Origin of the sequence: Paenibacillus artemisiicola, from assembly GCF_017652985.1 — a bacterium.
GTDB classification, from domain to species: Bacteria; Bacillota; Bacilli; order Paenibacillales; family Paenibacillaceae; genus Paenibacillus_Z; species Paenibacillus_Z artemisiicola.
In genome coordinates this window covers 1-18,506 of record NZ_JAGGDJ010000015.1, presented here as the reverse complement: position 1 = coordinate 18,506, position 18,506 = coordinate 1, and the positions used below count along the sequence as shown (strand labels likewise).

Here is an 18,506-nt window from a genome sequence, read left to right as displayed (position 1 = left end):
GATTTTTTTGCGGGCGGATTGGCAAAGCTATGCCGAAAACGGAATCGTTGGAGGCGATGCACCCCATGAAGGAAAGGTCGCTCAGCCACTGGCCGGTCTTCATGATGCTGACGCTGTCCGCCCGGCTGTCCGCCCACGTCATCGTGCTGCCGGCCGTGCTCGACGTCAGCGCCCGAGATGCCTGGCTATGCGGGCTGCTGGCTTTCGCCATCGTCATCCCTTGGCTGGCCGTCTTCCTGTACGGCAGTGTCAAACGGACGAACGGCATCCATATTCGCGCCTGGCTGCGCACGCGGGCGACGCCTTTCGGCGCTTGGCTGATCGTCTTGCCGGTCATGCTGGAGTTGCTCCTGACCAGCTACCAGGCTTACATCGAGACGGCGGTCTGGACGTCTACGACGTTCTTGCCGATCACGCCGGAAATCGTCGTGCTGATCGTGCTTATGGCGCTTAACGTGGCCGCGGCCTATTGCGGGCTGCGGGCGATCGCGTACATGTCCTGCCTGCTGCTGCCGGTCGTCGTCGTGCTGGGCGACTTCGTCATGTCCGCGAACATGCCGCATAAGGACTACAGCGTCCTCCTGCCGATGCTCGAGCATGGCTGGGGCGGCGCGCTGCACGGCACGATTTACGCCGCCAGCAGCCTGATGGAAATATTTTTGTTCCTGTTTCTGCAGCATTATATGAAGAATCGGATTCGTCTGTGGGAGCTTGTCTTGTTTTGCGTCTTCATCGCCGTGCTGATGATCGGGCCGACGATCGGCGCCATCACTCAGTTCGGTCCGGTAGAGGCGGAGAAGCTGCGGTACCCGGCTTTCTCGCAATGGCGGCTCGTCTCGATCGGCAAATATTTCGAGCACGTGGACTTCTTCGCGATCTTTCAGTGGGCGTCCGGGTCCTTCATCCGCGTGACGCTCGGGCTTGTTCTGATCATGGAGTTGGTCCCGATCCGCGGTAAGAAAGGCCGGCTCTGGTTTCTCGCCATCGCGGGGGCGGTCTATATCGTCGTTTCGCGGCTGCTGGCCTCCGTGATGATTCAAGCCGAGCTCGTCATGCGCGCCATCTTCGTCGTCGACTTGGCGATCGCGTTCGGCGTTACCGCCGCGATCTGGCTGCTGTCGTTCAAAGGAGTTCCGAAGGGAGGAATGCTGGATGACCGAACGCCGCAACCCGCAGGCGCCGGAGAAGGAAGCGGTACCGCGAATAACCTCTGAGTGGCTCCGCGAGCGGCTCGGCCGGTGCGGGGACGTCCAGATCCGGCAGGTAATCCGGCACGGCAACGACGCGGAAGAGACGCTGCATTATACGGCCGCATACAGCCCGGGCATGGTCGACTTCGCCTACATGCAGTCGCTGTTCGGAAGGGATGGCAGCTTGGACCTGGACGTCAAGGTCAATCCGCTGGTTCAGCCGGTGTCGCCGGAGGAGGACGGGAAGCAGATCTTCGATCTGCTGTTCGGCGGCCAGATCATCCTGCTGCACGAAGAGAGCGGCACGGTCTATTCGATTAGCAGCCCCGGCCAGCCAACGCGAGCCATCGAGGAATCGACGCTGGAGCTCTCGGTCAAAGGGCAGCGAGACGGCTTCGTGGAAGATATCTCCGTGAATCTGTCGCTCGTCCGCAGGCGGTTTCGCAGCCCGAAGATGACGGCCGAATGGTTCACGATCGGCACCGACTCGCAGTCGCGGGTGTGCCTGCTGGCCGTGGACGGGATCACGGCGCCGGAGATGCTGGACGAGGCTAGACGCAGGCTCGACAGAATCAATATTCAAGCACTGCACGGTGCCGGAGAGCTGGAGATCGCCATCGCGGACCGGTCGCTCGCGATCGTGCCGACGATCGAATACGTCGGACGGCCGGATTACGTCGTGCAATCGCTGATGAACGGGCGGTTCGCGATTCTCGTCGACGGCACGCCGGTCGCGCTGATCGCGCCGGCCAACATCTCTTTTCTCGTCAAGTCGCCGGAAGACGCCTACTCGCCGTATTATTTCGCGTCCTTCGAACGGCTGCTCCGCCTGATCAGCATGCTGCTCGCCGCGCTGCTGCCCGGCTTCTGGCTGGCGCTGCTCGCGTTCAACAACGACCAAGTGCCGTTCACGCTGCTCGCGACGGTCACGGTCTCCCGGTTCGGCCTGCCCCTCAGCCCGCAGATGGAGCTGTTCGTCATGATGCTGATGTTCGAGATTTTCCGCGAGGCCGGCATCCGGCTGCCCGCGCCGTCGGCCAGACCGTGACCGTCGTCGGGGGCCTGATCGTCGGCGACGCGGCGATCCGCGCGGGACTGACGTCGCCGACGATGCTCGTCGTCACGGCGATCACGGCTGTGTCGACGTTCACGCTGGTGAACCAGTCGCTGAACGGCTCCGTCACGGTCATCCGTTTCTTCATCATTACCGCGTCGGCGTTTCTGGGGTTATTCGGGTTCTTCATCGCGTTATTCGGCGTCTTGCTGTACATCTGCTCCCTGGAATCGTTCGGCATGCCGTACTTGAAGCCGCTCGCGCCGATCGAATTCCGCAAACTGGCCACCGCGCTGCTGCAGATGCCCTGGAAGTACCGCGTCAAACGCGATCCATGAAGGCCGGGGCGATAAATGCGCGCAGGCCCGCTTTGCTGCTGGCCGTGCTGCTGTCCTCGGTCCTGCTCGGGGGCTGCTGGGATTCCAAGGACTTGGGAGACGAGGCGTTCGTGACGGGCATCGGCGTCGATTACGAGAAGGGCGCGTTCGTCGTCAGCCTGCAGCTGTTCGATTTCGGCGCGATCGCCAAGACCGAATCGGCGACGCCGGGACCGGCGAACGTCTGGATCGGCAAAGCGAGCGGCAAGAGCGTGACCGAAGCGATCCTGAATCTCTCCCTCTCCGCCCAGATCGAGCTGACGCTGGAGCAGCTGAAGGTCGTCGTCATCCGCGAACCGGCTATGTTCAAGATGGACGAAATCCTGGACGCGCTGAACCGGGTCCGCGTTTCCCGCTACACGGCCTGGATCTTCGGCACGCGCGGGCAGATCGAGGACGTGTTCGCGTCGAACACGTTTTTCGAGCGGTCCCAGCTGGCCAGCATGCTGTACAATCCGGAGGTGCAGTACAAGCAGAACAGCACCTTCAAGCCCGTCACGATGCAGAAATTCGTCTCCGATTACAACGAGCGGGCCGAGACGGCGCTGCTGCCGAGCCTGACGATCGACCGGAAATCCTGGCGCCAGCGCAAGAAGCTGATGGAGATGGAAGAAGTCGACGGGGTATTCGCGTTCAAGTACAAGGATTAGCCGGCATTCTTTCCGATGGCGGACGTGGAAGGGCTCCGCTGGATCAGCAAGCATTTCGGGCGGCAGGTCATTACCCTGGAGGACGGGGACAGGGGCAAGGCGGCCGTGGCGATCCGGGAGCTGAAGGTCAGCCGGCATGTGGAGATGAAGGACGGCAAGCCGATCCTTCGGCTGCGCGTGCGCATCAAGGGCACCCTAAGCGAGCTGTCGGGCCAAATCGACCGACAGACGATCAACCGGCTGGCCGAGCAGAAGATCGAACAGGAGATCCGGCGGGCGTACGAGGCGGGCATCAAGAAGCATGCGGACTTGTTCAATTTGGAGGAAATGCTGTACCGGTACCACCTGAAGACGTGGCGCGCGCTGCAGGCGCGGCACTGGAAGCCGGACGCCCGGGAGCTGGAAGCGAACGTCGAGTTCGTCCTGAAATACGCCGGCGTCTTCGAGTTGAAATAGAGACAACCGTCCTACAAATCTCCATAGGATGGCTTCAAGCATCCATGTCCTGCCGGGCTTGTTCCACCTATACTTGTAGACGACTGACGTAATGGATTGCCGTTCGTACAGCATCGTTTATTCCATAGGGAGGATGTACCGCCATGCCGATCGCCTTTCACGCCGAGAGCGGCCTGTTCCACTTGCAGACGCGCTCGATGAGCTACATGTTCCAATCGCTCCGGGGCTACCCGGCCCACGTCTACTGGGGACGCAAGCTGAGCGAAGCCGCGGCGAACCGGCTGCTGCAGCGCGCCGAGCGCGCTTCGTTCAGCCCGAACCCCGTGCCGGAGGACCGCTCCATCTCGCTCGATACGCTGCCGCAGGAATATCCGGGCTACGGCTCGAGCGATTTCCGCAATCCGGCTTACGCCGTCCAGCTGCCGAACGGCACGACCGTGACGGAGCTGCTGTACGTCTCGCACGAGATCGCGCCCGGCAAACCCTCGCTCGAAGGACTGCCCGCCGTGTACGCCGAGCGGGCGGACGAAGCGGAGACGTTGACCGTACGTCTGGAGGACAAGCAGTCCGGCCTGAAGGCGGAGCTGTCCTATACCGTCTTCGAAGCGTTCGACGCGGTCATCCGTTCCGCGCGCATCGTGAACGCCGGCGCCGAGGCGGCGCAGCTGACGCGCGCGCTCAGCTTCAGCGTCGACCTGCCGCACGACCGCTTCGAGCTGCTGCAGCTGTCCGGCTCTTGGACGCGGGAACGCTACATCCACAAGCGCGCGCTGACGCCGGGCGTCCAAGCGATCGAAAGCCGCCGCGGCTCCAGCAGCCATAACAACAACCCGTTCTTCGCGCTGCTCGCCGAAGGGGCGACGGAAGACCACGGCGACGTCTACGGCTTCAGCCTCGTCTACAGCGGCAGCTTCGCCGGCGGCGTCGAGGTGGATCAATTCCATACGGCGCGCGCGTACATGGGCATTAATCCGTTCGATTTCTCGTGGCGCCTGGAAGCGGGCGAGTCGTTCCAGACGCCGGAGGCGGTGCTGGTCTTCTCGCACGAAGGGCTCGGGGCCATGTCCCGGACCTACCACGAATTGTACCGGACGCGGCTGTGCCGGGGCGCGTTCCGCGACGCGGTCCGTCCGATCCTGGTCAACAACTGGGAAGCGACCTACTTCGATTTCAACGCGGACAAGATCGAAGCGATCGCCGAGGCGGGCAGCGCGCTCGGCATCGAGCTGTTCGTGCTCGACGACGGCTGGTTCGGCCGCCGGGACAGCGACAACAGCTCGCTCGGCGATTGGGTCGTCGACAAGAAGAAGCTGCCGAACGGGCTCGAGGATCTGGCGGAACGGGTGCGCAGCCACGGCCTGGAATTCGGCCTCTGGTTCGAGCCCGAGATGGTCTCGCCGGACAGCGACCTGTACCGCGCGCATCCGGACTGGTGCCTGCACGTGCCGGGACGCCGCCGGTCCGAAGGCCGCCGGCAGCTCATCCTCGACCTGTCGCGCGCGGACGTGCAGGACTACATCGTCGAAGCGGTCGGCGGTATCCTGCGCAGCGCGCCGATCACGTACGTCAAGTGGGACATGAACCGCAACATGTCCGAGATCGGCTCGGCGCTGCTGCCGCCGAACCGCCAGCGCGAAACGGCGCATCGTTACATGCTCGGCTTGTACGGCGTGCTCGAGCGCATCACGTCGACGTTCCCGAACGTGCTGTTCGAGAGCTGCTCCGGCGGAGGCGGCCGGTTCGATCCCGGCATGCTCTACTACATGCCGCAGACGTGGACGAGCGATAATTCCGACGCGATCAGCCGGCTCAAGATCCAATACGGCACGAGCATCGTCTATCCCGTCAGCGCCATGGGCGCGCACGTGTCCGCCGTGCCGAACCACCAGGTCGGCCGCCTGACCCCGCTCAAGACGCGCGGCGACGTCGCGATGTCCGGCAACTTCGGCTACGAGTTGGATTTGACGAAGTTCACCGACGAGGAGAAGGAAGAAGTGAAGCGCCAGGTCGCGCTCGTGAAGGACGTGCGGGGGCTTGTGCAGTACGGCAGCTTCTTCCGCCTGCTCAGCCCGTTCGAGGGCAACGAGACGACGTGGATGTTCGTCTCGTCGGACAAGCGCGAAGCGCTGGTCGTGCACGTGACCGTGCTGAACGAATCGCACGCGCCGCTCGGCCGTCTCAAGCTGAAGGGGCTCGACCCGGATTTCCGCTACGAATGGCTCGGCACGGACGAGATCGTCGGCGGCGACGAGCTGATGTACGCCGGCGTGGCCAAAGAGCGGGCGCACGGCGACTATCACAGCGTCGTTTACCGTTTCATCGCGAAGTAACGGGCAGCGCCCGCGCCGAAGGACGGCCCGCGCGATCGCGGCCGCGGCAGGGACAACCCGCCTCCCTCATGCATATGCTGTAGAGCAGCGTATTTGGAAAGGGGAGTGGGAAACGTGCCGCATATGCTTGCATGCAGCGCGTCCGCCGCGTTCGGCGCGGTGCTCGTCTTCTCCTTCGGCATCTGGCCGGAATCCCTCACGTTGCTGCTGGTCGCCATGGGGATCGACTACGTGACGGGCATTACCGCCGCCTTGAAGGAGAAGCGCTTGAACAGTTCGGTCGGCTCCTGGGGATTGGCGCGCAAAGGCCTCATGCTGCTTGTCATCATGCTGGCGCACCGCGTCGACATCGTGATGGAGCTGGACAATATCGCGATGGGCGGAGCGATTTATTTCTATTTGGCCAACGAGCTGATTTCGGTGACCGAGAACCTGGGACGGATCGGCCTGCCAATGCCGGACCGGCTCCGTCAGCTGATCGAAGTGCTCAAAAATAAAAAATAAGCCGCGCATAGCGCGCATTCGCCTAGGCCATCCTGAATCGGGACGGCCATTCTTTTTTTTCGAAGCCCGGCGCGTTGCGGATTCGGCATCCGTCTGCTATAATGGGAACAAATGTTCGCGTTAACGCGATGTATGGAGGGACACCTATGGCGCTGGATACGGAGCCGCGGCCGGCGGAGGCGGGCGGGAAGGCGGAGGCGGGCGCTCCCCGGATGCTGCTCGGCAAGGAGATGGAGCTCGTCAAGCGGTACGCGCTGCTCGGCATCGTGAACGCGATTTTGGAGCACGATATCCGGATCGTCGGCGCGGCGAAGACGAAGCTGCCGCGGCTGTACGAATCGATGCTGCGCGGGCTGCAGGACCGCGTGCTGCTCGAGCTCGCCGGTATCCGCAGGCAGTTCAAGGCGAGCGGGATCGTCGGCTTCGGCGAGAAGCGGACGAAGGAATCGCTGACGGCCAGCTACCGGTGCATGGGCTACCAACGGTCGTTTTCGATGCCGTGGACGTTCGTGAAGGCGGAAGCAGAGCGAGTGCTCCGGGGGTATTTGGAGAAGCGGCGCGTGTAGGGCGAAGACGGTTAATATTGTCAAAAAACGTTCATCGATTTGTCAAAAAAAGAAAAAAGTTTGACGCGCGGATTAGTTTAAGGTTGAGAATAACGGACGATCTTAGGTAATATAAGGAGTAGACATTTGATGAAAAGGGGAGCAAGTGACAATGCATAAGTGGATTATGTTCGTCGTTTTCGCAGCGGCTTGCGTTTTGGGCGTTGTTCTTCTTACGACCCAGCTTCCGGACAAGCCCGTGGACGAAGCGGCTTCGCTGCCGCCGGGCGAATCGCTGCTGAAGGTGGAAGCTTCGCAGGACTTCGTCTTCGACCAAAAGGAATACCACGTCAAGAAGGGCGATAAAGTGAAGCTGGAGCTGGTGAACAAAAGCGGTCTTCACGGTCTTGCCATTCCGGATCTCGGCATCGAATTGAAAGGCGACAAGCTGTCGCAAGAAGTCACCTTCGATAAAGCGGGCACGTTCGAAATGCACTGCGCGGTCATGTGCGGCGTGGGCCATGCGGATATGAAATCCGTGCTCATCGTCGAATAAGCAAACAAAAGGAGCCCGAAGCGGCTCCTTTTTTATCATCCGGGCATGCGGCGCGGCCGCGTTCAATCGTACGAGCGCCGGCGGCTGCGTCCTCTAGCGACGGCCCGGTCGCAGATATAGCCGAGCAGCGCCCAGGAAGCAACCGTCAGGACGTACATCAGATACACGTTGACCGCGTGAATGTCGACGATCATGTCCGCGATCCAGGCGGGGACGCTGAACATGAAGAAGACCATATTATGCGGATCGTACCCCGTGGAATTGTACAGGCATAACGCGACGCCGATGAGCGTGGCCGCGATCGTAACCGGATAACGCATGAGCTGCCTCTCCTTTGCTGGAAGATTGCCGAGTCCCGGCACCTTGCGTTATTATGTGACGAAAGGGTGCAGCGCATCCCCACCACAATTTATGAAGGAGCGAACTGATCATGATTACGCATATCGTACTGTTCAAACTGAAGGACGGCAGCCCGGAGAGCGTGGCGCGGACGGTCCAGGTGCTGAAGAACATGGAAGGCAAGATCGACGAGCTTCGTTCCATCGAAGTCGGCACCGACGTGCTGCATTCCGAGCGTTCGTACCATATCGCGCTCGTGACGACGTTCGACTCGATGGAAGCGCTGAACGCGTACCAGGTGCACCCGGTCCATCAAAACGTCATCGCGCATATGAGCGAAGTCCGCGAAGCTTCCGCGAGCGTGGATTACGAAACCTAGGGACGGGGCATAACGAATGGGTGACGTATTCGAAATGATGACGTACCTGATCGTCGTCATCGTCAGTTTGATCGTGATGACGGTCTGGCTCAAGCGCAAGGCGCGCAAAAACAAACGGTCTTAACCGGAATTCGAGGTACAAGCAACCATGTATTATGTAAATCGCGAACAAATCGCGGTCCGTCTCGCGGCGCTGCCGGGTGTGGGCGAGGCGCTCCGCGCGCTCCGCGCGGAGTGGAACGGCGGCCTGATTCAAGGCTTGGCGCAGGAACGCGCGCTGTACTTGGCGATCGAGATCGTCACCGACGTCGGGAGCTATCTGATCGACGGCTTCATCATGCGCGACGCCAGCAGCTACGAGGATATCGTGACGGTCATCGCGGGCGAAGGCGTGTTTCCGGAAGCGCTGACCGCGCCGCTGCTCGAGCTCGTGCAGCTGCGCCGGCCGCTCGCGCAGGACTATTTCGACTGGAAGCGGGCGGAGCTTCACCGGTTCGCGGCGGAGCTGCCGGACACGCTGGCGGCGTTCAAGCAGGCCGTGGAAGCCTACTTGCTCCGGGAGCTGGGCGAGTAACCCGGGACGGCCGGCGTCGATTTACGAATCGGCCGAAATGGGGTACAATGACCTCAAACGCAGCAGCCTGAATAGGCCGAAGGTGGTGGATGGAATGGGAATGGAACCGGGCGGAACGCCGTTCATGCGCAAGGAGCAGGCGGTCCGGCAGGAAGGCTCGACGCGGCAGACCGTGCTCACGCTGCTGAAGACGAACGGCCAGATGAACGCCGGCGAGCTGGCGAAGCAGCTGCAGATCACGGAAATGGCCGTGCGCCGGCATCTCGGCACGCTGGAGCGCGACGGCTTGATCGCGCCGACCGTCGTGCGCCAGGCCATGGGCCGGCCGACGCACATGTTCAGCCTGACGGAGCAAGCCGAGCTGCTGTTTCCCAAAAACTACCACGTTCTGGCGATGGATCTGCTGGAGGAGCTGGAAGACGATCCCGAGACGGCCGCGATCATCGACCGGCTGTTCGAAGGCCGCAAGCGCAAGCTGCTGGATCGCTACGCGCACCGGATGGAAGGCAAGTCACTGGAAGAGAAGGTGTCGGAGCTGGCCGCGATTCAGAACGACGGCGGTTATATGGTGCAGGTGGAGGACGATGGCGAAGGTCTGGTACTCCACGAATACAACTGTCCGATCGCGCACGTGGCGAACCGGTATCAGCAGGCTTGCCAGTGCGAGCTGGCGCTGTTCCGGCAGCTGCTCGGAACGGACGTGGAACGGACGGAATGCCTGGCGAAGGGCGGCGGCAAATGCAGCTACCGCATCGCGGGCGCATGATCGGATTCGGGAAGAACGACGCGGGAGCGAGACTCCGGCGTCTTTTTTTATTGTCGAAAGCTGTGTCAAGCCAAGCCCATGCTGTGTATATAAGTAATACGAAATGGGCTCGCGCCCAATCGTACAGAGAGTTGGAATGGAGGTGGGCCGTGAATGGTCATTTGGTTTGAAGGCGCTGCGGCTGTCGCGTTCGTCGCCTTGGTCGTCGGCATCCTGCTGTGGCTGCGGTCGTTGGATAAGCGGATTGGAAAGATGATGCAGCTGGCCGAATCGTTGGAGCGCCGCACCGAAGTCGCCGTCGCGCAGGTCAGCGATCTGCTCGACCCGGTAACGGACACGGTACGGACGGTCCAAAAATCGGTGGACGGCATTACGAAACTGACGGAAGCGACGAAGCGCATCGGAGAATCGGCGAACCAGCTTTCCTTCACCGTCAACCGGATCTCCAGCGAGCTGAACGACGCGGTCGATCGCTACGCGAGCAAGTCCGGCGACAAAGCGAAGCGCGGAATTGCGGACGCGATGAACTGGGCGGAAGTCGGTTACGCGGTGTACCATTTCTGGAAAGACAAACGGAAAGAGGACACCGCTGCCGAAAGGGTGCATGCCCAGACCGTGAAACAGGGCACGATATGAAGTAATAAGCGACTGCGAGCGCGGCGGGCCGAACCGGCTGGCCGGGCAGTCAATCATCACGCCGGCGGTGCAGGCGGACGAAACGGCCGAGCCGCGGCGAACTAAAAAGGAGTGTTCAATCATGGCGAAAAAAGGATTTATGTATGGCGCGATCGCAGGCGGCGTAGTCGGTTCCGTGGCAGCCTTGCTGCTGGCTCCGAAATCGGGCAGGGAGCTTCGGAGAGACATCGCCGACAAAACGCAAACCGTCTCCGAGCACACGGCGCGCATCGCCGGCCAAGTCGGCGACAAGACGGTGCAAATGGCAAAGCAGGTCGGTTCGACGGCGAGCACCGCTGCGGTCAAAGTGAAGGATACGGCGGCTTCCGTCGTGGATAACGTGCGCGGCTGGCGCGCCGACACGAAGGAAACGCTCGAGGAAACGGGCGAACAGGTCAAGGATGCCGTGGAAGACGTGAAGGACAAGGGCCAGGAGCTTATCGCGGAGCACCGCGAAGAGCTGCACACGGTCAACAACTAACGGCCGGCGGGCTCCATGAAGCATGGCAGCGAGGCTTTCGAAGGGACGGACGCCGCAAGGCGCCAACGTTCCTTGAACGGGAACAGGCTTTGCTTCCGGCAACGATGCCGGAAGCAAAGCCTGTTTGCGCGATCGGGCGTCCCGCGGGGGAGGCGGCTGGACGCGCTTCTAGCTGCCGAGCGTGTGCCGCGCGTCTAGCCGCCGCGGGCTTGCGCCCGGTATTCGGAGGGCGAGCAGCCGAACGTTTTGCGGAACTGCTTGGAGAAATACAGCGCGTCGGGATAGCCGACGGACGAAGCCACCTGGTCGATGGACAGGTGGCTTTGCTCGTTCAGCAGCTCCTTGGCCCGCTCCATTCGCACCTTCAAGAGGAACTGCATCGGCGAGACGCCGGTTACTTGCTTGAACATTTTGGAGAGATGCGTCCGGTGATAGCCGAGGCTGCGCGAGAGCTCCTCGATCGAGATCGGCTGCGCGTATTGATAGGACAGCCAGCGGACCGCTCGTTTGATCTGGCGCTCGATGTCCGGCAGAATGGCGAGCGAATTGAACACCAGCTTGCCTTCGTTCTGAAGCCCAAGCTCCTTGAGCAGCACGCGCAGGTAGCCGCCCGCCTCCAGATCGGCCAGCTCGGGGAACGGCGTTTGCTCCAGCGTCCCGCGGATTTTGCGGTACAGCGAACCGAGCGGACGGAGGTCGCGCGCGCGGACGATCGGGTTCGCGGCCGAGAAGCCAAGGCCGAGCAGGAGGTGTTCGGCGGCAAGGCCCTTGAACGCCACCCACGCGTAATGCCACGGATCGCGTTCGTCGGCGGTATATGTGAACAGCTCGTCCGGGAAGATGATGAACGTGTCCCCGCGCGCGCACGGATAGCGCCGGCCGTCGATTTCGAACGCGCCCCTGCCGCCCATGACCGTATGGATGAGGTAATAATTATGAACGGCCGGCCCGATGCCGTGCCCGGGGTTCGGCTTGCCTTCGCCGCTGAACATGACGGACAACTCGCCTTGGGCCGGCTGCGTATTGTTCATCACGGTGAACGCGGAATGGTCGGGATTGCGCGAAGACGCGACGCGCGCGCCGGCTGCGGGCGGTTTCATGAGAACGCCTTCCTTTCGGGTGGACTGACCTTCTTAGTGTACGGGATGAAACTACAAATGTACATATAAATCATGCTTTAATTCCTACTCAAACCGGGGTTTCTTGCTCTATAGTAAGGATTAGCAGAAGACATTAATCCGCTTCCAAAGCGGACTTATCCGAGGAGGATTTTCCATGCCGAAGATTACTTTCATCGGTGCGGGCAGCACCGTGTTCGCCAAGAACGTCCTGGGCGATTGCCTCGTCACCGAATCGCTGCAAGGCTTCGAGATCGCGCTGTTCGACATCAATCCGGAGCGCCTCTCCGATTCCGAATCGATGCTGAACCACATCAAGAACACGTTCGGCAGCACGTCCGTCATCAAGGCGTATTCCGACCGCAAGGAAGCGCTCCGCGGCGCGAAGTACGTCGTCAACGCCATTCAGGTCGGCGGCTACGACCCGTGCACGATCACGGACTTCGAAGTGCCGAAGAAATACGGCCTGCGCCAAACGATCGCGGACACGGTCGGCATCGGCGGCATCTTCCGCAACCTGCGCACGATTCCGGTCATGCTCGACTTCGCCCGCGACATGCAGGAAGTGTGTCCGGACGCGCTGTTCCTGAACTACACGAACCCGATGGCCGTGCTCACGAACGTCATGAACACGTACGGCGGGATCAACACCGTCGGCCTCTGCCACAGCGTGCAGGTGTGCGTGCGCGACCTGTTCAAGAACCTCGGCATGGACGATACGGGCGTCAAGTCCAAGATCGCGGGCATCAACCATATGGCCTGGCTGCTCGAAGTGTCGAAGGACGGGGTCGACCTCTATCCGGAGATCAAGCGCCGCGCCCGCGAGAAGCAGCAGGAGAAGCACCACGACATGGTCCGCTACGAGATGATGCTGAACTTCGGCTACTATATTACGGAATCGTCCGAGCATAACGCCGAATACCATCCGTACTTCATCAAGCGTAACTATCCGGAGCTCGTCGACCGGTTCAACATTCCGCTGGACGAGTATCCGCGCCGCTGCATCGAGCAGATCGGCAACTGGAAGAAGCTGAAGGAAGAGCTCGTGAACAACCCGACGCTCAATCACAAGCGCACGCACGAATACGCGTCGTACATCTTCGAGGCGATCGAATCGAACGTGCCGTTCCGCATCGGCGGCAACGTCATGAACACGGGGCTGATCACGAACCTGCCGCGCGAAGCATGCGTCGAGGTCACCTGCCTCGTCGACCGCAACGGCATCACGCCGACGTTCGTCGGCGACCTGCCGCCGCAGTGCGCCGCGCTCAACCGCACGAACATCAACACGCAGCTGCTGACGATCGAAGCGGCCATCACGGGCAAACGCGAGCATATCTACCATGCCGCGATGCTGGATCCGCACACGAGCGCCGAGCTGTCGATGGACGACATCAAGGCGATGTGCGACGATCTGATCGAGGCGCACGGCGACTGGCTGCCCGCCTACAAATAAGCCGTCCTCCCCTAAGCAGCACGCCGGGCCGCCCGGGCCGCCGGAGCCGAACGATATCGCGACGCTCCCGCCGCCCCGGCGGCTTTTTTCGCGTTATCCGGCGTTCCCGCGGGGCGGCGCCGCGTGTTGAACCTTGTCCCGATTTGCGCTAAGATGTAGGTACCTTTTCGTCAACGTATTCATACTCTATTGAAGTTCAGTCAAAACGTTCAAGAAAGCGGTGTGTCTGTGCAACAACCGATCGCAATTTTGGATTCTGGCGTAGGCGGCTTGACCGTCGTGAAAGAGATCATGCGCCAGCTTCCCCGGGAAAAAATCATGTATTTCGGCGATACGGCCCGTACGCCATACGGTCCTCGGCCGGCCGAAGAAGTGACTCGGTTTACGAGGCAAATCGTGGAATATCTGATTCAATACCGCCCAAAGATGATCGTCATCGCCTGCAATACGGCTACGGCCGTCGCGCTTGAGGATATCCGTTCCCGGGTCGCGATACCCGTCGTGGGCGTCATTCACCCCGGCGCCCGCGCCGCCAACGGACGGACCCAATCCGGCGTCGTCGGCGTCATCGGCACGGAAGGCACGATTCGAAGCGGCGCCTACGAGACGGCGCTGAAGCAATTGTCGCCCGCGATCAACGTGATCAGCCTGGCTTGCCCGAAGTTCGTGCCGCTCGTCGAACAGGGCAATTTCCGCTCGCCGGAGACGCAGGAGGTCGTGGAATCCTCGCTTCGGCCGCTTCAGGAGCGCAACATCGACACGCTGATCCTGGGCTGCACCCATTATCCGTTCCTGTCGGAGACGATCGGCTCGGTCATGGGCGAGCAGGTGAAACTCATCAGCTCCGCCAACGAGACGGCGCGCGAGATCAGCACGATCCTGCACGACCGCAACCGGCTGACCCGCGACGGAGAGCTGCCGGTGCATCAGTTCTTTTGCAGCGGCGAACCGCGAATGTTCCGCATGATCGCGCAGCAATGGCTCGGCGAACAGATCGAATTGACGCCGGTCGTCTGGCAGGTTCCGAAAATCGTATAATGCGCAGGGCAACCCGCAACCGGGCCGCCGACGTTCATTCGTCGGCGGCCCTTTGGCTGCCTGCGTAGGCATGCGGGGTCGGGCGCCGGCATAGCATGTAGCATAATGACATGCCGCGATACGATTCCGACCGAGGTGATACCATGCTGCCCTACGTCGTGCAGCCCGGCGATACGCTGCTGCGCATCGCCCGCGCGTTCAACGTGAATCCGGAGTCGCTGCTGGCGGCGAATCCGGGACTCGATGCCGCCGCTCCGCTGCTTCCAGGCCTGCTGCTGTCCGTTCCCGCGCAGACGGCTTTTATTTATCGCGTCCAGCCGGGCGACACGCTGCTCGGCATCGCGGGCAAGTTCGGCTTGACGCTGCAGGCGCTGGTGCAGGCGAACCGCCGCCAGGAGCTGAAGCAGCTGCAGCCCGGCCAGCTCCTCACGGTGCCGCGCGCGGACAACGCTCCCCGGATCGTGGACGGGCGCGCCGAATACGGCCAGCGCGAGTTGACCGCGGATACCGAAGCATTGCTGAAGGCCTACCCGTTTCTCCAGGTGGAGAAAATCGGGGAGAGCGTCATGGGACAACCGCTCATCGCCATCCGGCTCGGGGATGGGCCGGTGAAAGTGCACGTCAACGCCGGCATGCACGCCAACGAATGGATCACGACGCCGCTCCTGATGACGTTTCTCGAAGACGCCGCGAAAGCGGCGGCGTCCGGGGAGAAGCTGTGCGGCGCGGACATGCGCGAGCTGCTGCGGCAGGTTACCCTGTGGGCCGTCCCGCTCGTCAACCCGGACGGCGCGGAGCTCGCGCAGGAGGGGCTGCGGCCGGACCATCCGCGCGCAGCGGAGCTGCTTCGGTGGAACCGCGGCTCGCGCCGCTTCCGGAAGTGGAAGGCCAATATCCGCGGCGTCGACTTGAACGATCAGTTCCCGGCGTTCTGGGAAGAAGAGAGCGCACGCCGGGATGCGGACGGTCCGGGTCCGCGGGATTATCCCGGGCCTTCGCCGTTCTCGGAGCCGGAAGCGGCCGCGCTCGCCGCGTTCACGGCGGAGCAGGCGTTCGATCTCGTCGTGGCGCTGCACACGCAGGGCCAGGAGATCTATTGGAACTATCGCGGGTACGAGCCGCCGGAATCCGAACGCATCGCCCGCAGCCTGGCGAAGGCAAGCGGCTACAAGCCGGTGAAGCTGTCCGGCAGCGACGCCGGCTACAAGGACTGGTTTATTTTGCAATACCGCAAGCCCGGCTACACCGTCGAAGTCGGATGGGGCGTCAATCCGCTGCCCCTGGACGCGTTCCCGGACCTGAACGACGAGGTGCGGGCGCTGCTCGTCGCCGCTTTGGAGGAAGCCCGCTCGCTTGTGCTATAATAAGCGCAAGAAGGAGGCGGATGCCTGTTGCGCAAATTGTGGTCGCTCCGCCATTGGCGGAACGTGTTCGCCCGAATCTTCCGGCTGCTCGCCGCCAAGGAAGTTCGGCTGACGGACAAGCTCCTCTATTTGGTGCCGGTGCTGCTGTATTGGGTGCTTCCGGACGTCATGCCGTTCGTTCCGATCGACGACATCGCCGTGACGATGATCGCCGCGGAGCTGTATACCCGGTACATGGAACGGAAATACGGCAAGGCGCTGAAGTAGCGGTTGAACAATGGCCAAGCTTTCTATACAATAGAGTAAATAAAGTTTGCAATCACGTGGAATAAGGGTTGCGAGCCAATGAAATCGCGTATGCCATCGCGCGGGTCGAGTTCGTAGCGAGTTACGGTCGCGCCGGTCGCATCGCATCCGAGAATCGGAGAGCGCCCGCCGGACAGGCGGGCTTCATCCATAAAGGAGCTGAAGAAGCAATGAAAGTCAAAATTTCGCGCAACGCCGCCAAAATGCTTCGCGAGGAGATCGACAATCCGGAGAACGAGGGCAAATTCCTGCGCGTGTACGTCACGCATTCCCACGGCGACCACGCCCACTACGGCATGAAGATGGACGACGCGACCGAGAAGGACGAAGTCGTCGAGACGGACAAGGACATCAAGGTCGTGCTCGAGCAAGGCAACGAATGGCTCGACGGCGTGCGCATCGATTATTTCTACGTGCCCGAGGAAGGCTTCATGATTTCGAACCCGGCGAAAGGCAACGGCGGCGACCACTAAACGATTTTCGGCTTGGGGAGAGGAACATGGCGAACGACATCCGCATTTGCGACAAATGCAAACATATCCGCCCGAAGACGATGGTGCCGAAGCTGCAGAAGCTGGCGCCGGACGCGGAGATTCAAGTCGCGTGCAAATCGTACTGCGGGCCTTGCTCCCGGTACGCCTTCGTCTTCATCAACGGCCGCTATATCACGGCGCCGACGGAAGACGAAGCGATCGAGAAGGCAAGCAAATATATCAAGAAGAGCTAAACGAAAAGACCCTTCGTTCCGGCATTCCCGGACGAAGGGTCTTTTCGTTTGGCCGCGCGCGCCTTCGCGCAACCCGCTCCGGCTGCCCGCGGGATCAAGGCTCGCGGCGCATCGCCGGCACCAGGTCGCGCGTCACGGCGAGATCCGACGCCTGCAGCTCGCGGACCGCGTCCTGGGCGCCCGGCGAGCAGCGGGATGCATCGGGCAGCAAGCCGCCGCTCGCGAAGTCGTAGCAGCGGCTGTGCTCCGGCAGGCCGTCCTCGGGCGGCACGTACAGCACCTTGCCGTCGATGAACGCGCCGCTGCGGAAGACGACTTCCTTGCCCGCGAGCGGCTGCGCGGTGACGAGCGGCGTGCCGAGCATGGCCTTCCCGCCGCTCGGGATGCCGAGCAGATGGAGCGCGGTCGGCGCGACGTCGAGCTGCCCGCCGGCCTGGCGGTACGTGCCCGCGCGGGCGCCGTCCGGCAGGTGGACGAGGAACGGCACGCCCTTCAGGACGCGGAACCGCTCGGCGTCGTTCAACCGATGGCCGAGGAACGTCTCGAACGGCTGCCAATCGTCGATCGAGTTGTCGTGGTCGCCGTAGAACATGAAGATCGAGCGCTCCCACAGGCCGGCCGCCTTGAGCTCGCCGACCAGCTGGCCGATCGCCGCGTCGACGTAATGGACCGCCTCCAGGTAGTCCCCGAACATCGTGCCCTTGAACGCGCCGACGTCAAGCGTTTGGACGCTGGCGGGCAGCGCGTACGGATGATGGCTGGACAGCGAGATCAGAAACGAATAGAACGGCTGCGGCTGCGCGGCCATGAGCCGGACGGACTGCTTGAAGAACGACTTGTCCCCGAGCGACCAGCCGAGCGGCTCGTCGATGGCATAGGCGTTCTTGCTGTAGAACTCGTCGTAGCCGAGCGTGTCGTACATCATGTTCCGGTTCCAGAAGCCGCCGTCGTACGCATGGAACGCGTTCGCCGCATACCCGCCGTCCTTCAGCGTCAGCGCCAGGCTGTCGTACGCGTGCTGGGCGAACCGCGTGAACACGGAGCCGGACGGCAGCGGCTGCAGCGATGCGTTGGCGGCCAGATCCGCGTCCGAGGTGCGGCCTTGGGCGGTCTGATGATAGAAATTATCGAAGTAGAGGGAGTCCGCCTTCAGCTTGTCGATATTCGGCGTCACCGGCTGTCCGCCGATCCGCTGCCCGACGACGAAGCTCTGGAACGCTTCGAGCTGCACGAGAATCACGTTCGAACCCTTGTACCGGCCGAACAGCGGGTCGGTCGCGTCCAATTGATCCCGCGCGTCGCCGCGCTCCCGGAACACCTCCTTCGCTTCGGCGACTTCCGCGGGCGCCGGGGTGCCGCCGCGCATCCAGTGCTCGTCCGCGTACCGGTACAGGTCGTAGCCGTGGAAGCCGAGGACGCCGGTCACGTTGTACAGCGACAGGTTCCACCAGTTGCCCGTGAACAGGTCCGCGGCCCACGTGGTCCGGGCTTTGTGGACCGGCGCGTACACGAGCGCGAAGCCGAGCTCAAGAACGGCGGCAGTGCAGTCCAGCTCACGAATTACTATCTGTCTTCGGTGCTCCTAGCTCGCACAACCTCACGTCCACTCTTCGTCGCAGTT

Annotated in this window: 21 protein-coding genes and 1 pseudogene; 19 read left to right on the top strand and 3 right to left on the bottom strand. The window is 62.1% G+C overall.

Annotated features, from left to right (window positions below):
• Positions 1-65: 65 nt before the first annotated feature.
• From I8J29_RS17905 to I8J29_RS17865, 8 genes and pseudogenes are all read left to right on the top strand, one after another.
• Complete coding sequence (locus I8J29_RS17905; RefSeq protein ID WP_208848887.1) at positions 66-1,214, top strand: GerAB/ArcD/ProY family transporter; 1,149 nt, start codon at positions 66-68, stop codon at positions 1,212-1,214.
• Positions 1,153-2,582: pseudogene (locus I8J29_RS17900) on the top strand (spore germination protein). The gene I8J29_RS17905 and the pseudogene I8J29_RS17900 overlap by 62 nt, the downstream one beginning before the upstream one ends.
• A gap of 32 nt (positions 2,583-2,614) precedes the next feature.
• Positions 2,615-3,271 carry a Ger(x)C family spore germination protein gene (locus tag I8J29_RS17890; RefSeq protein WP_208848884.1) on the top strand — a complete coding sequence of 219 codons (657 nt, stop codon included), beginning with the start codon at positions 2,615-2,617 and terminating at the stop codon, positions 3,269-3,271.
• Positions 3,272-3,286: 15 nt separating this feature from the next.
• Complete coding sequence (locus I8J29_RS17885; RefSeq protein ID WP_208848883.1) at positions 3,287-3,727, top strand: Ger(x)C family spore germination C-terminal domain-containing protein; 441 nt, start codon at positions 3,287-3,289, stop codon at positions 3,725-3,727.
• 143 nt (positions 3,728-3,870) lie between these two features.
• Positions 3,871-6,057, top strand: coding sequence for an alpha-galactosidase (locus I8J29_RS17880; RefSeq protein WP_208848882.1), 2,187 nt, complete (start codon positions 3,871-3,873; stop codon positions 6,055-6,057).
• Between the two features lie 123 nt (positions 6,058-6,180).
• A complete protein-coding gene (locus I8J29_RS17875) occupies positions 6,181-6,561 on the top strand; it encodes a phage holin family protein (RefSeq protein ID WP_208848985.1) in 381 nt (126 codons plus the stop codon).
• A 146-nt stretch (positions 6,562-6,707) separates the two neighbouring features.
• A complete protein-coding gene (locus I8J29_RS17870) occupies positions 6,708-7,127 on the top strand; it encodes a YhjD family protein (RefSeq protein WP_208848881.1) in 420 nt (139 codons plus the stop codon).
• Between the two features lie 151 nt (positions 7,128-7,278).
• Positions 7,279-7,662, top strand: coding sequence for a cupredoxin domain-containing protein (locus tag I8J29_RS17865; RefSeq protein ID WP_208848880.1), 384 nt, complete (start codon positions 7,279-7,281; stop codon positions 7,660-7,662).
• Between the two features lie 62 nt (positions 7,663-7,724).
• Here I8J29_RS17865 and I8J29_RS17860 read toward each other — a convergent pair whose 3' ends face one another.
• Positions 7,725-7,982 carry a hypothetical protein gene (locus tag I8J29_RS17860; protein WP_090641762.1) on the bottom strand — a complete coding sequence of 86 codons (258 nt, stop codon included), beginning with the start codon at positions 7,980-7,982 and terminating at the stop codon, positions 7,725-7,727.
• A gap of 110 nt (positions 7,983-8,092) precedes the next feature.
• Here I8J29_RS17860 and I8J29_RS17855 point away from each other — a divergent pair, with 110 nt between their 5' ends.
• The 5 genes from I8J29_RS17855 to I8J29_RS17835 all read left to right on the top strand — a co-directional run bounded on the left by I8J29_RS17855 (position 8,093) and on the right by I8J29_RS17835 (position 10,876).
• Positions 8,093-8,380 carry a Dabb family protein gene (locus I8J29_RS17855; RefSeq protein ID WP_090641760.1) on the top strand — a complete coding sequence of 96 codons (288 nt, stop codon included), beginning with the start codon at positions 8,093-8,095 and terminating at the stop codon, positions 8,378-8,380.
• Between the two features lie 148 nt (positions 8,381-8,528).
• Positions 8,529-8,954 carry a DUF86 domain-containing protein gene (locus I8J29_RS17850; protein ID WP_208848879.1) on the top strand — a complete coding sequence of 142 codons (426 nt, stop codon included), beginning with the start codon at positions 8,529-8,531 and terminating at the stop codon, positions 8,952-8,954.
• A 100-nt stretch (positions 8,955-9,054) separates the two neighbouring features.
• Positions 9,055-9,720, top strand: a complete 666-nt coding sequence (locus tag I8J29_RS17845) for a helix-turn-helix transcriptional regulator (RefSeq protein ID WP_240546297.1) — start codon at positions 9,055-9,057, stop codon at positions 9,718-9,720.
• Positions 9,721-9,873: 153 nt separating this feature from the next.
• The gene (locus I8J29_RS17840) at positions 9,874-10,356 is read left to right on the top strand and encodes a DUF948 domain-containing protein (RefSeq protein WP_208848878.1); all 483 of its coding nucleotides are present in this window, start codon (positions 9,874-9,876) and stop codon (positions 10,354-10,356) included.
• Positions 10,357-10,477: 121 nt separating this feature from the next.
• Positions 10,478-10,876: a YtxH domain-containing protein gene (locus I8J29_RS17835; protein WP_208848877.1), complete on the top strand. Its 399-nt coding sequence runs from the start codon at positions 10,478-10,480 to the stop codon at positions 10,874-10,876.
• Positions 10,877-11,070: 194 nt separating this feature from the next.
• Here I8J29_RS17835 and I8J29_RS17830 read toward each other — a convergent pair whose 3' ends face one another.
• The gene (locus I8J29_RS17830; protein ID WP_240546289.1) at positions 11,071-11,976 is read right to left on the bottom strand and encodes a helix-turn-helix transcriptional regulator; all 906 of its coding nucleotides are present in this window, start codon (positions 11,974-11,976) and stop codon (positions 11,071-11,073) included.
• A 175-nt stretch (positions 11,977-12,151) separates the two neighbouring features.
• Between I8J29_RS17830 and melA the strand changes: the two genes are divergently transcribed.
• From melA to I8J29_RS17800, 6 genes are all read left to right on the top strand, one after another.
• Positions 12,152-13,450: an alpha-glucosidase/alpha-galactosidase gene (gene melA, locus I8J29_RS17825; protein WP_208848876.1), complete on the top strand. Its 1,299-nt coding sequence runs from the start codon at positions 12,152-12,154 to the stop codon at positions 13,448-13,450.
• 228 nt (positions 13,451-13,678) lie between these two features.
• On the top strand, positions 13,679-14,488 hold the full coding sequence (gene racE, locus I8J29_RS17820; protein ID WP_090641753.1) for a glutamate racemase: 810 nt from the start codon (positions 13,679-13,681) through the stop codon (positions 14,486-14,488).
• A gap of 143 nt (positions 14,489-14,631) precedes the next feature.
• Positions 14,632-15,852: a M14 family metallopeptidase gene (locus I8J29_RS17815; protein ID WP_208848875.1), complete on the top strand. Its 1,221-nt coding sequence runs from the start codon at positions 14,632-14,634 to the stop codon at positions 15,850-15,852.
• Positions 15,853-15,879: 27 nt separating this feature from the next.
• A complete protein-coding gene (locus I8J29_RS17810) occupies positions 15,880-16,119 on the top strand; it encodes a hypothetical protein (RefSeq protein WP_090641751.1) in 240 nt (79 codons plus the stop codon).
• Between the two features lie 209 nt (positions 16,120-16,328).
• A complete protein-coding gene (locus I8J29_RS17805) occupies positions 16,329-16,631 on the top strand; it encodes an iron-sulfur cluster assembly accessory protein (protein WP_208848874.1) in 303 nt (100 codons plus the stop codon).
• Between the two features lie 26 nt (positions 16,632-16,657).
• Positions 16,658-16,885 (top strand): YuzB family protein, encoded by a 228-nt coding sequence (locus I8J29_RS17800; RefSeq protein ID WP_090641748.1) that lies wholly within the window; start codon positions 16,658-16,660, stop codon positions 16,883-16,885.
• A 94-nt stretch (positions 16,886-16,979) separates the two neighbouring features.
• Here the strand turns inward: I8J29_RS17800 and I8J29_RS17795 are convergent, their stop codons facing one another.
• Complete coding sequence (locus I8J29_RS17795) at positions 16,980-18,395, bottom strand: LTA synthase family protein (protein WP_338113206.1); 1,416 nt, start codon at positions 18,393-18,395, stop codon at positions 16,980-16,982.
• Between the last annotated feature and the right edge of the window lie 111 nt (positions 18,396-18,506).